This window comes from Aeromonas cavernicola, assembly GCF_002795305.1.
Lineage (GTDB): Bacteria > Pseudomonadota > Gammaproteobacteria > Enterobacterales > Aeromonadaceae > Aeromonas > Aeromonas cavernicola.
Window position 1 is genome coordinate 1 of the sequence record NZ_PGGC01000011.1, and the last position, 13,997, is coordinate 13,997.

Here is a 13,997-nt window from a genome sequence, read left to right on the forward strand (position 1 = left end):
TCACTCAACCCTATCGCCAGGGAGGAGTCCTTGGGGGTAATTTGTAGCTCAGTCATCACCGCACTGGTGATGGTCACCTGTGCGGTAGCACTGAAGCGCTGACCATTGGCCTCACCGGAGGCGGTGATGGTCACGGAGCCTGCTGACACGCCGGTCACTATGCCCTTGTCTGTACCACTGCTGTTGATGGTAGCTACGGCTGGGTTACTGGAGCTCCAGCTCACGGCAGTATTAGCGGTGACATTCAGTACCTGGCCATCAGAGAGAATGGCTTCAGCTTTAAGCTGCTCACTCAACCCTATCGCCAGGGAGGAGTCCTGGGGGGTAATTTGTAGCTCAGTCACCACCGCATTGGTGATGGTCACCTGTGCAGTAGCACTGAAGCGCTGACCATTGGCCTCACCGGAGGCGGTGATGGTCACGGAGCCTGCTGACACGCCGGTCACCATGCCGTTACCACTGGTCTGATTACTGACAATAGGTGCGATCGTGTCATCACTGCTGGTCCAAGTTAAAGAGGTGTCATTCGTGACATCTTTGGTTGTACCATCTGACAAGGTCGCTATGGCAATGAAGTGCTGAGAAAAACCGACCGGAATGGTTGTAATAACGGGTGTGACTTGCAAAGAGATAATTATTGGCCTCGAGTCATCATTGCCTCCAGAAGAGTCGCCTCCGCAAGCGGCAAGTATCATGCCCAGTAACGAAATAAATAAAAGCCTAATAAGTCTCATAAATAAGGTTTTCCGTGGTTTGAAGTTAATAAATAGACGATTTTTGACGCTCACTATCAGTGAAAGTGGCCATCCAGTCCGGCTGTTTCGGCAGATAATCCTGTTCATCTCGATGACGACGCAGTTCACGATTGATGGTCGATGGATGAACTCCAATCTGTTTCCGTGGTCACGGAGACAGGTGCTCAGTCAGGGTCAGATCATGAGTGAGCCCTGCCTCCTAAGCCCCATGACCGAGCGTTGCACTTATTATCTGAATTAGCAAAATGTTATGTAACAAAGATCACAAATTATTGATTTACTCTTCAGTTATCACCGAACAATTGGCAGCAATTAGCCGTTCAACCTCCTGAAAAATATCCGATACCGTCTTAAATCCCGCCACTTCATCACCATCAATCTCAATATCAAACTTTTCATTCAAATTTAATACGATTTCGATAAGATCTAGCGAGTCTAAATAGAGTTGATCGACCAGATACATATCGTCATCAACGCGAAGATCCTGTATCGCCATACAATCCGTGATAATATTTTTGACCTGTTGTTTCATTTCACTTTGCATACTAAGACTTCCTCACCTGTGCGTTGGATCGAAATGCAGTCCATCGGTGGTTAATACAACTTTTTCGGCAACAGTCGCGGGCTGTTGGCGGGAGGCATCAGCACGCCAGTGCCACCGATTTTCACCTGTGCCAGCAATACCATCCAAAAGCGCGGTGATTAATGGATTTGGCTGTTTTCCTTGTCGGCACAAGTCAGTTTCACGAAGCAATGTTCGCGCAAAATTTTGTACGGCAGAGCGACCCGCCGCTAAGCCAGAATGATTTGCCAACAGCTCTTGTAAAACATCCATATCCTGCTGCAAACCTTGCTGTTTTTCTTTATTGCTCACGGCTTGCAATAGCTGACTACGATCTGATTCATAGTTCGGCAACAGCCTATTGCGTAACTGTTCAAAATCGCGTCGAATTGACCATGGCTGATTGGTATCCACTTCAAGGATGCTACGTACGGCCTTCAGCAATTCGTGCTCGGCGTTAAATTGCCCGCCAGTACTGCGCAAATAAGCTTGGCTAGGCAGTGCGTTCAAATTTGCGCGACGAAATTTCAGACGGCCATAATCACTACTGATACGCTTTAATTCGACGTTCTGCGCAGACTCGGTATCGCCGGCGGGTTGTGACGAGGCCGATGTGCGCGAAGCTGGCTGAATACGGCTATCACGCTGGTGGCCTAACGCCTCCGTAGTTACATCCAACAAACTAGACAACGCGACGGCAACATCACGCGATCCGTGGAGGGGCTTTATGGCCGGATTTGATATCGGCTTTGCGACATCGGCACTAACACGCGAAGTGAGCAACACGCTGTCTGCTCGCTCTGTCGCCTCGGCGTTCGGCGTCTGTCCAGCGTGATGCTTCGCATTATCTGCTACAGCTGCATTTGTCACTTCAAGTAAGTTAGACAACTGGGTAGCCACATCTCGTGCCGCATTAAAGAGCCCAGTGGCCGAGCTCTGTATTGGCTTTGCCATACCGGCACTGACATGCGAAGTGAGCAACTCGCTGTCTGCCCGCACTTTTTCTGTAACCCGTCGCGCTTTCTCCTGCAGCGGATCCTCTAGCCGTTGCTCATCACGCTCACTGGCCACGTTCGGTGCGCCATCGACCCTATCCGCAGTATTCCCTTGAGGCTGAAACTCACGGCCTAAGTTGAGGTTTTGAACCAACGGTGTCGGCATCGAACCTGCACCCGACACATTGATATTCAGGTTGAAGGTATGCTGGCTATTATCGACTTGGTGGTTATCGATATGAATTCCGCCGTGAAGAGTAAACCCTCCACCGGCTTTATTTTCTGGCGGCACTGCCGCTTCTGGCTGGAGCGACGGCTTAGGCTTCGCATTTTGCGGTGCCTCAGCGAGAGCTGACAAAAGATCACGTAAAAGGCGAGGCAAAGCCGCGACCGTATCCAGATCACGTGCCAATTTGCCAAGCCCCATACCTCGCTGATTTATGAGCTTTACACGCTCAGTGCGTAAGGCATCAAACGCTCGCATAGCTGCTTTATCGACTAATTCCGGTAAGCGCTGGCGTGTGATGCTATTCAACTTCGCGCCTAGCTGTTGCTCAAGGCACTGTTGGATATAGGGCATGACATCAGCAACCATAAATCCCGCACCTAATTTCAACACATCACCCGCCGAATATTGTTCGGCCAATGCGGCCAATTGGTGCTCCAGTTTACTTCGCTGCGCATAGCGCAACCTTGTACTTGCCGTCCATGCAGCAAAGCCAGATTTTTCGCCTAACCCATCACGCAATATTTGACGGTTATAATTTTGAGCCAGCTGATTTAGTGCAGTACGATTTTCGGCAGTCACCCCAAGTTGACTAAGTAACTGACTGAATACTTTTGCAAATGCCATAATTTCAAGCTTTGCATAGGTATTAGACGAATTGAAAAATAACCTCTCGAGGTTTTTCTTATTACCATCTGGCCCAGCATCAAATAAATCTTGCAGCGCTTTTTGCTCAAATACGGACTCAAATCTAGCCAGTTCTAATGAGCTATTTTTTATATCAGCGGGCCCTGAAGATATATGTGTTAGATTCGGTAGCGAACAAGACAGAGACCGTGATAAACGTACACTACTGGATCGCACGTTATTCAAGCTCGCACCCAATTGGTTTTGGGATGTTTCTTGTACGTTATGAGATGATATATCCTGACAAGAGTAAGTACGTGACAATCCTGAAATAGGCATTAGATGTTCCTCCTCATATCAGCCTTGCAGGAATGACTTGGCCGTTTCCAAGCAACTGCTTATCGTACTACTCAATACTTTGACCAAATTGTCATATAGGGAGTTGGCACTGCTGTATTTTTGCGTCAGTGTTTGCAGTGTATTTTTCAAGTTTTCTTCCTGAGCCTTAAAACCGGCCTGCCACGCTTGAAATTTGGCGTTATCTATATCTACCACCCCTTTACCTAACGCACTGGTATCTCTTATCATGGCATTAATAGGGAGTAAATCTACAACAACAACATATTTCCCATTGACCTGTTTCACACAAGAGTCCGGTAAACCTAACTCTTTCGCCCACTGTTCGGCAACCTTCCTATCACTGACACCGGTAATACCCGAGCCCTCAGATTGGGATGGGAACAGTACGGCGTTTTGGTTCGGTAGTGTATATTTACTTGTCAATGTCTTCAGAGCATAGACAAGCGCATCAACATTTAACTTAACCTTATTCCCATCTGTTCCTCCGGGGGAGATCCATCCTCCCATCTGCGATAAAATATCACTGAAATCAGTATAGAATTCGGTGTATTTACCCACGACATTCTCATAGACCTCAAGATATTCCTCGCCTATTTGTCCGATGGCATGAGCTATCTTTTCCCATAATTCTTTGTCTGAAATGGTCGTCCGTTGCGCTGCTATAGGCTCAAACAATGTTTGTGGATTTGGCAATGCCTGATGCAAGGCATTGTCGACTTCAGATTGCAAAGATATTTTCTGCTCTAGTGCCAAGGTGACACGACTATTTACTATGCCTTGTAGGCTACTTTCAAATTGCTGTGCGGCAAGTAGACGATCGCTTTTTTGCTCATTCTGATATGCTGCCACTTGCAGCGTGTTAATTAGCGCCTCTGATTTTTTCAATGCATTATCTAAGATAACCACATCCACACTTTTATTTTGTACATTGGTTATTGTGGCACTACCAGTAACTGTTTTTTCTACATTAATTTCTTGTGGCAAAGACGGAGAAGATGACAGCGGTAATGGCCGCAGGGTTGTACTATTGTTTATATCCATAGAAAGAGTCCTTAGGGGCAACATTTTTCTTTCCAGATGGTTGTAAAAGATAAGCCACCCGCAAAGTAAAAAGGGGATTCACCTCCATAGAGGGGAAGAAACTGCGGATATATAACCCGCCGCCATGACAAAAATGAATTAAGCGCGAATATTACCAGCTACTGTACCAATCGCCGCATTTTTCGACTGACTGACACTATCCATCACGCGTAAAAGCTCTTGAATAAGATTGCGTGTTTTCTGGCTACTTTCTCGCGTATCTTCAGCGGCAGTCGATGCCACTCGGCTATTGGCTTGGCTGATTTGTTGTTCGGATCGCTCCAGTGTCGCCGTGTATTGACCAGTGCTTCCGGCCACGCCACCAACAGCCATCGAACTTTTCATGATCGCATCACCGGTCGTTTGCGTATTACGCGCTTTGAGTGTGTTGTCACTCAGTGCATTTTGCTGAATGGCAATCTCGGCATCAACATCATCCAGTGTACGGGACAGTGCAGCTTGGTGCTCAGGCTTAATTTGCTGGCTACTGGCTTGCAAATTGACGCTGTCACCTGGCTTTTGCAGTGAGGCTTGGTTAAGATTTTTCTGAATTTGCCCTTTGGTCGACTGAGTTTCCAGTTTAGACAGACTATCTGTTTCAACACCCAGTTTTCTCGCGTTATTGGTATTCAAAGCATTCTTCATACCCGCACGCTCAACATTCAGCGCTTCCAGCTTGCCACCATTGTGCTTCAATGCACCGCGCTCATTACTGATACCTTTATATTCAGTTTTGGCGCCGACTGCGGTGATCCCTAATTGCAAGGTACTTTGTGAGATACTGCTGGCCAAAATGCTCATCCCTTCACGCACCATTGACGCCGCCGTGCTTTTCGCTGCATCAAAACTGACTTGCGACAGTTTACCGCTCAGCAACGTATCAGCAGTATTCAGCGCCAGCATCAGCACATTAGCCGCCGCAATCAATGCTACGGCAGAAGAAGATAGCCCACTAATGTCGAATGATTTTCCCTGCTCGGCTTGTTCTTTAACTTTGCTCTCCAGCTGTTGATTAACGCCAGATTCTACTTTTTCACTCAAGGCTCCCAGATCACGGATAAAAGACGGATTATCAAGGATATCCAGCAAATAGGTTTTCACCGCACTGCTCATGTCTTTATTGATATTCACTGACGGTGCGGTCAGATTTGGAGCGCGTAAAATATCATTCAGTGTTTTACTTACAGCTTGGCCCAGAATTGGTGACAAATCATTAATACTGAGCCCCGTTGCTTTTGTAGCCACCTCCGTTTCGCTAGTATTTGACGCAAAGTAATTACTGATATTGGTGTTATAGGCATTAATAGCAGACATAATTATACTCCTAGCTTACGCGCGACTTTGGCGCAAAATGAATCGTCCTGCTTCGGCATTTTGTTGCAATGCAGCAGACATTGTACGATTCAATTCTTGAGTGACTTTTTGACTATCCGAGAAGGTTTCCACCGCCTGCTTCAGCCATTGAGAGATTTGCTCCATCGCGACACGCGCTAAATGAAAATCGGCCATGGCCTCACTGGCGTTTTTCATGAATATCCCTGACGCCACATTACCGCCAGCTTGCGCAGTTCCGTTACCAGCCTCCCCTACCAACACGGCAGTGTTGAGACGAGTAGCCACCAATTGCTTGCCTAAAGTGTCGTTACGTAGCCCCACTCTTTGTGCCAGTTGTGTTGCGCTAGTGCTGGCCTTTTTGGCAAATTCCTTGAGCACATTGGGGACTATTTTTTTCATCGCATCACCAAAAAACTTACTCATGGCATCACTCAGTTTGGCCGCAGCACTTTTACCCACCAACGCAACCACAACGATAATAGCTACCATCGCAATGGCTGCTAGCACCGCTCCTGCTATTGCACCAATCATCTCCGCTGTCTTTTTATCAAGACCGAATCCCTCAAGCGCGTTACTAATCGCTTTACCTATCATCTCCATTAACGGCTTTAGGATATTTTCCATCAGAGGCTTTAGCGCCTCCTGCATAAATGAAACGCCGGTGGTAGCTTTGGTGATTTCATCAGCCACCATTAATGCCAATCCTACCGCCGCTATGGCTAAGCTTGCTCCACCAGTAAACGCAGCAGCGACGACGCTAACAACAGTCAGCAGCGCCCCAAGAATCTTGCCCACACATCCCATGATGCGATTAAGCTCTTCCGCTTTGCGAACCTCTGCCTGATATTCAGCGGATTTTTTTTCCATTTCAGTCTTTCGGCCTTCTTGTAAGGCCTGAAACAGCGCAAGGTCATTTTTCAGACTTTCTTCGCTATTTTTCCCAACCAATTCGGCAAACATGGCCATTAACATGGTCAGTTTCGCCACATTGGAAAGATTATCTTTTTCACTTTTTTGCAGGTAGTCATTTCTAATGCCCACGCCTTGGGCTTGAGTGAGCAGCTTGTCTGCTTTTTCTCCCTTCTCGACCGCCTGTGAATGAGCTAATTCAGCACTGGCCTGCGCTTGGTCGACTTTTTGTTTAGCTTGCCCACGATCGTTCGCCGCTTGATCGCGCGCCGCTAATGCTTGGCTATAACCCGCATCATCTGGCGACAACGCATCCAGAGAAACTTGTGCTTGCGTTAATTTCTGCTCTGCGGCCTCAAGCGCAGACTTACTGGTACTCAGTGCGGTGAGCGCCGATTGATAAGCGTCAGTCGCCTTCTCCGCGCCTTCCAATGCAGTTTGTAACTCCTGTGACAATTGATTGCCCATGGCGTTTTGCGATTCCATCATCGCTCGCCACGTTGCCAGACGGCCTTCCAGCTGCGAGAGAGAAACCTCGCCCATCAGGACCATCAATTGCCCCAGTAATAATGCTAGTTTGCCGGCACTGTTTAACTCGTCCTTCGCCCGTGGCGTCGGTTGTGTTAGCGTCGGCGTTGCTAAATCGCGCTCCGTGACGTGCACTTGCCCGCTATTTTCGCCAGCCTTAACTGCCAATACCGATTTCAACGCTTGATCTGCGGCGGAAAGAAATTTCCCATCCTTACGCACATTTTCAAATGCAGCTTCAGCAAGGCGCGGATTTTGTAGATACCCGCTACGGCTGATTATACTTACGTCACTCATGTCTGTTCCTCTTGCTGTTGACGGGATACCTCAGCTTCAGCTTCTTGCAAACTTTCCAGATAAACCTGAGCTTTGGCGAGCAAAGCTTCATCACTGCTGCGTTCACAAACCAGTTCAAAACATTGCTTTGCTTTGGCTGCTTTACGCATGAACAATTGGCACTGCCCAGTAAAAAAAACGGGGCGGTAATCATTCTTGCTTAAGGCAAACGCCACCGCATATAAATCACATGCTTTTTGAAACTGTTTCTTTAACTGGCAAACAGCCGCCAATCCCATAACGTAATCAGGATTGTAGAAGTCATAAATAGCCAGAAAACGGAAAAATGTTTCCGCTTCATCGAGTCTTCCTTTGTGATAAAAATCGTAAGCGTTGGCATATAAGCATTCCATCATATCCTGAGGAATGCCGTGAATGTCCTTGAGGGTTGCCCCTTCACTGACGGCTTCCCAGACCATTTCTGCAATCCGTTCGTCGCTGACATTATCTTCAGTGCTCATCAACTCTTCTCCTAATCACTGCCACCAATAGTACAACGACTCAAAAGGCAATAGCTGTCGTCAGCATTACAGCGTGAACCATGGCAATAAACATTCAGTAATCGCTCACAACCAAAAAAGTGCGCCGACTAAGAGCCGCTAACAAAACCAAGTTGATTCGAGCGATGCCAATCCCCACATAGGAGGAATGGCACGAAAAACAATCAGTAACCAGTTATGGAAATCCTTGCAACCACTTCTGCCACCCCAACAGCCTTTACCACGGGGGGCCGTCCGCGCCTCGATGACCATACCGTTCTCAACGGTATTCTGTTTGTCCTTACTACCGGCATCCCGTGGGAGGACTTACCCAAGTAGCTGGGGTTTGGCAGTGGGATGACGTGCTGGCGTCGCCTGCGCGATTGGCAAGCTCAAGGCATCTGGCAGTACTGCTGAGGCAACTACACCGAGCTGGCCACATCGACTGGAGTAGAGCAAGCCTCGATGGCGCAAGCGTAGCCAGCCCTGGGGGCCAGGAAACGGGACGTAACCCGGCAGACAGAGGCAAGCTGGGCAGTAAACGACACAGAGTGGTGGAACGTCAGGGCATACCACTCGCAGTGCTTGTCTCAGGCGCCAATCGCCATGACTCGATAATGTTTGAGCCCTTGTTGGATGTGCTTCCGACATTAGCAGGCAAGAGATGTCGACCTGATAAGCTACACGCAGACAAGGGGTATTATTTTCGCCGTTGCCGAGNNGATAGTAATGAGCGATTCGGTTGTCATCGCAGGGTTGTAGAGCGCACTCATGGTTGGTTGGCAGGCTTTGGGAGGCGACGAATTCGTTTCGAGCGGCGGCTGGATATCCATCTAGCTTTGTTGACGTTGGCTTGTGCTGTTATCTGCTTGCGCTTTGTTGAACGGTTTTGTTAGCGGCTCTTAATCGCTGAGGCCACAAAGATAGCCTCAGCGGATGAAAAACTCGGTGCAATCAGTCCAAAAAATGGGTTTACCACTCTTCAAACTCAGTAATTTCCCCGCCAGATAACACCGTGTCTTGCATCCATTTTGTCATTTCTAATTTCACGTTGGCGGTGCCGAGCATTACGGCAGTAAGCGGTTTGGTGAGTATTGGATCCTTATCAACTTCGGCCAATGTGCGTTGTAAAAGAGCAAGCTGTTGCTCTAAGGTGACAAATGCGCGCTGTTGAGTTGTAGGGTCAACAAAATCACGCATCAATTGGCTCACCGCATTGGCGTATTCGCGAGGATCCTCAGACGGTGCTAGCAGCCGTAACTCATCTAAAAAGGCGTGTGTCAGCAAATCTTCATTATCGTCAGGCGCTGCGTCTGGAAGCGGGATTGACTCCTCGGTGGGCGATACGGCAAGCGCATGTTGTGGAATGCGCTCACTGAGCGGGATAACGTTCTCGGTTGCTGTTGAGAGCAATGGGGCGGCGATTGTCGTAATCGGTGAGATCATCATGTGGGTTGTTCACTTTCTGCTGAGGGTGTTGTGACGTGCCATTGAGTGATGAACGCCTGTAGCGCTTGCTGTGACAGTTGGCGGCACTCTTCGGGCAAAGATGCCAAGGTATTTATCAGTGCTCGGCTGGCGGTTTCTGTGTATTGTTCCGGTGAAAATTCGATTACTTGGTCGGCATAGCGCAGCACAAAACCGGCGTCGGTATGGAAGTCAAGCTGGTAAGGATGAGGCCAATGCGCAGCGAGGACATCGCTAAACTGGGTATTCTGACGACGCATCGAGCGTGGCAAAATTAGATAGAGTGTTGTGTCTACGACAGGCAAATTGCGCAAGCACTCCTCCAGTAACAGCAGGAGTGTTTCGGGGTGTTCCACTGCATGGGTCAGTAACTGTCGAGCATGTTGGTGCAGGCTATCACGAAGGTTTATGGCCAGTGTCTGGCTGTCGGCGAGAAATGTGCCGATCTGGTTCATCGCATCAAGCATTCCCTGCTGATACCCATCTTTGTAAGCCAATTTTCGAATCTGCTCGGCTTGTTGTTGAGCTTCGCGCAGCAGCTGGCGGGCATGTTGCTGGGCTTGTTGCTCTAAGTTGGCGCCACGAGCATGACGCTGTAGCGTTTTACGTGGAATTAACACACGCTCAAGCGGTGTGTGTGAATGATATGTTGGGATATCTCTCGGCATATTGTAGAGCCAAAGTCAGAATTAATGGATCAGCCTCCGCTTGGGGGGCTGTGTCGTTAATGGCCATCTCTATGGCGGCTGGAAACAGCAGTGGGAATCGTTTCGATAATGGTTGTGGAAGACGTGCGACCCAAGGGTGTAGTCGTGTGTATCCGGCCGTAAATAGCTCGGTATCGCCGATGACTTTGTGACCCGTTGATATTTCTGCGGATAACGTGAGCCGCATAAAGTTATTGGCCCAATGCGGCAGTTTGCACGAATTCCCTTTCCACGCGAGATCGGCGCGTAAGCTATGACAGCCGATGAGGTAAGCCACGTGGGGAAGTCGATACCAATGGTGAATCCACTGTTTAGCTAATGCGTCGAGTTGGAAAGGCTGCCAATCCAACGCATAGCTACGCAGTAAAATGTCATTTACCGCAGTGCGTGCTGTCGGTGTATTGATGAGTCTCGTGGGGATCTGCGCCCGCAGCGGGTGCAGATAAGAGAGAGGATCAAACCGAATGCGTTGAAGGCGCATCGACAAACGCGGTGTATTCATACGCCCGCTCCGTGATTATCGACTGGGAGGGTTGGCTGAGTCGGTGCTGTTCGGCGGCGCAACCAATACCAAGCGGCGATGCCGATCGCGAACAAAAATGGAATCAAAACCAATAAGCCGGTGATGCTGGTAATTTCATTTTTGCGAGTAGGTGAGCGTGGTGCTTGCAGTTGCGCTTCACTACGTTTTGAAAGCACCACGGAGATATTTTCATATTCAACATCGGCGAAGCTGTTTTTCAAAAAACGTTTGATATCGTTTATTTTTTGTTCAGGATTAATATCTCGCTCATAGACAGCTAACGCGGACAAGTGAATGGGTTTAGATTGTTGTCCACCTTCCCCAGCGTCCACGTAATAGCTAACATGAACGCGAGCGGACAGTAGGCCTTCCATGCTTTGTAGTGATTGTTCTAAGCGTTGTTCAATTGCCGAGTACAATCGTGCCTTTTCCGCTCGTGGAGAAGAGACCAGCGAGTCTGCAGGAAACATTTGGGCGACTTCAATTCGTGGCCGTGAAGGCAGATCGTAGATTTTGAGCCAATCTACGGCCGCCGCAAAATTTGGCTCGGCAACGAGAATGCTGTAGCCGGCCTTTCCAAAGCCGACCTTATCAGCCTCGATGTTGTGCCGCTGTAAAACAGCAATCACCTCATTGGCTTGCTTTTGATCTAATCCTTCGAGCAGATCTTGTTGTCGACAGCCCGTTAATACGAACAGCAGTAAAACGGCGAGCAAGCTTTTCATGAACGCAGCAGTCCTTCCACCGCACCTACTGCTTTACGAGTCAGAGTGCTGATCAGCGACACTTCCAAGTTATAATTGGACGATCTCAATTGCAGCGAAAACAACTCCGCCGGATCGGTAACCGCCGCTGGGTTTTCGAGGCGAGCTAAGATTGCGTCTTTTTCCATCCCCAGATTGACGGCTGAACGCGAGAATGCATCAATCAGGCGCGCATCAAGTGATACGATATCGGTGTCTTGGCGTGTAATATCGCGATAACGATCAGTCAGTGCATCTAATGATGGTGCAGCGATCTGTGACATAGCATTAACTCCTTACAGGCCTTACAGGCCTTACAGGCCTTACAGCATGCTGCAAGGCATTAGTGGATTAACGGAAGTTTTGTATGATGGCGGCATCAATATCTTTGAATACTTTGACCGTGTTGGACTGCGCGTTACGGTATAAGTTGTATTCAGAGAGTTTGCTCTGATATGTAGCGAGCAGCTGTGGATCTGATGGAGTCTCCGACAGCTTAGCTAGCGCCTCATCAACCTGCCCTTGTAAGTCCTTAACGCCGGTGTCATATGTTTGCGAAATGCCATCAAGGTAACCTGACCATGCCATGCTAATTTCCTTCTAAAAGTTCATAGAGGTTTGGGGAAATACCAGTGGGCGGGGCTCATTTTGATATAGCCCTGCTCACCGTACTGATAGGATCGGCCTCTGAGCCAGTCATCTTTCAATTCGATTGCAAACTGCACATAGCGCCCACCCCATCGGCGGTAGTACTCTTCAACAAGCTGGCGTGCGCGTAGCAGTTCACCATCATCCAACGCACCTTGCACGACAAACGTGACACCACCAACGTGATCTTGCCGTGTATATGGGAGTGCTTGGCGTTTTAGCTCCGTTTCTGCTTGGCGAATTACCGTGGCATCATCAATTTCAATAACACTGATCTGGTCTGCATAAGGAAACTGCGATAGTAAACGTTGACTTAAACGCTGGCGCTCAGCATCACTCAGCGCTGCGCGCTGACGGCTGATCCACAACTGCGGTAGTTTGGGGTTATCCATCTGTAGCCGATAATAGGCAAGGTCAGGATAGTTGTCGGCCAGCCAGCGTGTCATGCGTGCATTTTCGCGCTCGGAGCTAATGACTTGTGCGGTTTTTTTATTTTCTCCTCGCGCGATCACTTGCTGTGCCCATGACACATCTCGCTCATTACTGGCGGCGACATATAGCGTTTTGTTGCGCCCAAACAACACTTGAAAACGTTGATTATCGTTACTTAACAAAAGATCGAGTTCATTCGCTTGCTTTTGAGGTGTGCTCCATACCCCAAATAAAGCAATAACCACGGCGCCCGTGATGAGTGCCAATGCGATTACAGCAGATATAGAGCGGCGACGCGTTGAGCGGGTAATTTTCGGCGTGCTGTTTGGGTAAGCCAATATTTCCGAAGACCATGCTTGATTTTCTAAGCGTAGAGCAAAGATAAGTTCGCCTATCTGTAGTACTTTATTCAGGCTTGCGGAGTGTTCCTTGCAGGTATTGCTATCGGCACTTAATTCTCTCAGGAAAATCGCGGCCGAGTCAGAGTTTTCGAAGCGAAGCTCAAAATTAATCCCCCCGTGTTCGAGTGGAATAAACAGCGTATCTGGTGGTAATTCCGCGGTCACTTCGGGGGATGCAACCTGAGAAGGATTTCGCACGACAAACAACGTGCGACCGGAGAATAGTAGAAATTCACAACCGCACAGAGGACCGTTGAGCAATCTGATGACTAAGTTGTGCGAAGTCGCATGAGAAGTATCTATTGCCATAGAGTCAACATCTGTTATAGCCGAATGAGAGGAATAACTTTTACTGTACGAGATTGGCTTATTCACATCATGATGAAAAAATGATTAATTATTTGGTGATGCCTCCGATCGGTTGAGCTGGTATGATGGGAGCCTTTGAGACTCATAGCTTCATGGCATCCATCCCCGTTCACTGTCCTCGTTGCAACTCTGACCACGTATATCGCCATGGTAAGACCCCTGCTGGCCATGTTCGCTATCGTTGCCCAGTCTGTCCGCACGTGTTTCAGCTCACCTATACCTATGAAGCACGCAAGCCCGGCGTCAAAGACAAGATTGTTGATATGGCGTTCAACGGCTCAGGTGTTCGTGATACTGCTCGCGTCCTCAAGATTGGCATCAACACCGTCATACGCGCCCTAAAAAACTCACCCCAAGGCAAGTAACCACCGAAAAGGTGGTGCTCGATGACGTGGCGCTTATCTGTGAACTTGATGAGCAATGGGCCTATGTCGGCAATAAACAGCATCGACATTGGCTTTGGTATGCTTTTGATACCAAGAGAAAACGAGTCGTGGCCTATACCTTTGGCCCAC

At 48.6% G+C, this 13,997-nt stretch carries 14 protein-coding genes and 3 pseudogenes; 3 read left to right on the forward strand and 14 right to left on the reverse strand.

From position 1 onward, the window contains the following. The 7 genes from CUC53_RS01690 to sicA all read right to left on the reverse strand — a co-directional run. Positions 1 to 626: Ig-like domain-containing protein (locus tag CUC53_RS01690; protein ID WP_201796700.1), on the reverse strand; the 626-nt coding region annotated here is incomplete at its 3' end. Between the two features lie 406 nt (positions 627 to 1,032). Beyond that, a complete protein-coding gene (locus tag CUC53_RS01700; protein WP_100292560.1) occupies positions 1,033 to 1,299 on the reverse strand; it encodes a phosphopantetheine-binding protein in 267 nt (88 codons plus the stop codon). 12 nt (positions 1,300 to 1,311) lie between these two features. Then, complete coding sequence (locus tag CUC53_RS01705; RefSeq protein WP_100292561.1) at positions 1,312 to 3,504, reverse strand: hypothetical protein; 2,193 nt, start codon at positions 3,502 to 3,504, stop codon at positions 1,312 to 1,314. 18 nt (positions 3,505 to 3,522) lie between these two features. Next, complete coding sequence (sctA, locus tag CUC53_RS01710) at positions 3,523 to 4,566, reverse strand: type III secretion system needle tip protein SctA (RefSeq protein WP_157798171.1); 1,044 nt, start codon at positions 4,564 to 4,566, stop codon at positions 3,523 to 3,525. A gap of 138 nt (positions 4,567 to 4,704) precedes the next feature. After that, on the reverse strand, positions 4,705 to 5,919 hold the full coding sequence (locus CUC53_RS01715) for an IpaC/SipC family type III secretion system effector (RefSeq protein ID WP_157798172.1): 1,215 nt from the start codon (positions 5,917 to 5,919) through the stop codon (positions 4,705 to 4,707). Positions 5,920 to 5,934: 15 nt separating this feature from the next. After that, entirely contained in the window at positions 5,935 to 7,674 is a 1,740-nt protein-coding gene (gene sctE, locus CUC53_RS01720; RefSeq protein WP_100292563.1) for a type III secretion system translocon subunit SseC family protein, read from the reverse strand. After that, the gene (gene sicA, locus CUC53_RS01725) at positions 7,671 to 8,174 is read right to left on the reverse strand and encodes a type III secretion system translocator chaperone SicA (protein ID WP_100292564.1); all 504 of its coding nucleotides are present in this window, start codon (positions 8,172 to 8,174) and stop codon (positions 7,671 to 7,673) included. Before sicA ends, sctE begins: the two co-directional genes overlap by 4 nt. Positions 8,175 to 8,361: 187 nt before the next feature. Here sicA and CUC53_RS01730 point away from each other — a divergent pair. Continuing rightward, positions 8,362 to 8,912: pseudogene (locus CUC53_RS01730) on the forward strand (IS5 family transposase); the annotation flags it as partial. A 2-nt stretch (positions 8,913 to 8,914) separates the two neighbouring features. Further along, positions 8,915 to 9,088: pseudogene (locus tag CUC53_RS19135) on the forward strand (transposase); the annotation flags it as partial. Positions 9,089 to 9,164: 76 nt separating this feature from the next. Here CUC53_RS19135 and CUC53_RS01735 read toward each other — a convergent pair. The 7 genes from CUC53_RS01735 to CUC53_RS01765 all read right to left on the reverse strand — a co-directional run bounded on the left by CUC53_RS01735 (position 9,165) and on the right by CUC53_RS01765 (position 13,422). Beyond that, entirely contained in the window at positions 9,165 to 9,641 is a 477-nt protein-coding gene (locus tag CUC53_RS01735; protein ID WP_100292565.1) for a hypothetical protein, read from the reverse strand. Continuing rightward, complete coding sequence (locus CUC53_RS01740) at positions 9,638 to 10,279, reverse strand: oxygen-regulated invasion protein OrgB (protein ID WP_157798173.1); 642 nt, start codon at positions 10,277 to 10,279, stop codon at positions 9,638 to 9,640. The genes CUC53_RS01735 and CUC53_RS01740 overlap by 4 nt, the downstream gene beginning before the upstream one ends. A gap of 4 nt (positions 10,280 to 10,283) precedes the next feature. Further along, positions 10,284 to 10,868, reverse strand: a complete 585-nt coding sequence (locus CUC53_RS01745; protein WP_100292567.1) for a type III secretion apparatus protein OrgA/MxiK — start codon at positions 10,866 to 10,868, stop codon at positions 10,284 to 10,286. Next, the gene (locus CUC53_RS01750) at positions 10,865 to 11,614 is read right to left on the reverse strand and encodes an EscJ/YscJ/HrcJ family type III secretion inner membrane ring protein (RefSeq protein WP_100292568.1); all 750 of its coding nucleotides are present in this window, start codon (positions 11,612 to 11,614) and stop codon (positions 10,865 to 10,867) included. The genes CUC53_RS01745 and CUC53_RS01750 overlap by 4 nt, the downstream gene beginning before the upstream one ends. Continuing rightward, positions 11,611 to 11,916 (reverse strand): type III secretion system inner rod subunit SctI, encoded by a 306-nt coding sequence (gene sctI / locus CUC53_RS01755; RefSeq protein ID WP_167386650.1) that lies wholly within the window; start codon positions 11,914 to 11,916, stop codon positions 11,611 to 11,613. Before sctI ends, CUC53_RS01750 begins: the two co-directional genes overlap by 4 nt. Before the next feature lie 67 nt (positions 11,917 to 11,983). Continuing rightward, a complete protein-coding gene (locus CUC53_RS01760; RefSeq protein WP_236757845.1) occupies positions 11,984 to 12,220 on the reverse strand; it encodes a type III secretion system needle complex protein in 237 nt (78 codons plus the stop codon). A 20-nt stretch (positions 12,221 to 12,240) separates the two neighbouring features. Next, positions 12,241 to 13,422, reverse strand: a complete 1,182-nt coding sequence (locus CUC53_RS01765; RefSeq protein ID WP_100292570.1) for a PrgH/EprH family type III secretion apparatus protein — start codon at positions 13,420 to 13,422, stop codon at positions 12,241 to 12,243. Between the two features lie 135 nt (positions 13,423 to 13,557). Here CUC53_RS01765 and CUC53_RS01770 point away from each other — a divergent pair. Next, positions 13,558 to 13,997, forward strand: a pseudogene (locus CUC53_RS01770) (IS1 family transposase); the annotation flags it as partial.

What these genes read in the sequence shown, in the direction of transcription:
- CUC53_RS01700 (WP_100292560.1), bottom strand. Translation starts at nt 1,299, where the DNA reads ATGCAAAGTGAAATGAAACAACAGGTCAAAAATATTATCACGGATTGT.
- CUC53_RS01705 (WP_100292561.1), bottom strand. Translation starts at nt 3,504, where the DNA reads ATGCCTATTTCAGGATTGTCACGTACTTACTCTTGTCAGGATATATCA.
- sctA (WP_157798171.1), bottom strand. Translation starts at nt 4,566, where the DNA reads ATGGATATAAACAATAGTACAACCCTGCGGCCATTACCGCTGTCATCT.
- CUC53_RS01715 (WP_157798172.1), bottom strand. Translation starts at nt 5,919, where the DNA reads ATGTCTGCTATTAATGCCTATAACACCAATATCAGTAATTACTTTGCG.
- sctE (WP_100292563.1), bottom strand. Translation starts at nt 7,674, where the DNA reads ATGAGTGACGTAAGTATAATCAGCCGTAGCGGGTATCTACAAAATCCG.
- sicA (WP_100292564.1), bottom strand. Translation starts at nt 8,174, where the DNA reads ATGAGCACTGAAGATAATGTCAGCGACGAACGGATTGCAGAAATGGTC.
- CUC53_RS01735 (WP_100292565.1), bottom strand. Translation starts at nt 9,641, where the DNA reads ATGATGATCTCACCGATTACGACAATCGCCGCCCCATTGCTCTCAACA.
- CUC53_RS01745 (WP_100292567.1), bottom strand. Translation starts at nt 10,868, where the DNA reads ATGAATACACCGCGTTTGTCGATGCGCCTTCAACGCATTCGGTTTGAT.
- CUC53_RS01750 (WP_100292568.1), bottom strand. Translation starts at nt 11,614, where the DNA reads ATGAAAAGCTTGCTCGCCGTTTTACTGCTGTTCGTATTAACGGGCTGT.
- sctI (WP_167386650.1), bottom strand. Translation starts at nt 11,916, where the DNA reads ATGTCACAGATCGCTGCACCATCATTAGATGCACTGACTGATCGTTAT.
- CUC53_RS01760 (WP_236757845.1), bottom strand. Translation starts at nt 12,220, where the DNA reads ATGGCATGGTCAGGTTACCTTGATGGCATTTCGCAAACATATGACACC.
- CUC53_RS01765 (WP_100292570.1), bottom strand. Translation starts at nt 13,422, where the DNA reads ATGGCAATAGATACTTCTCATGCGACTTCGCACAACTTAGTCATCAGA.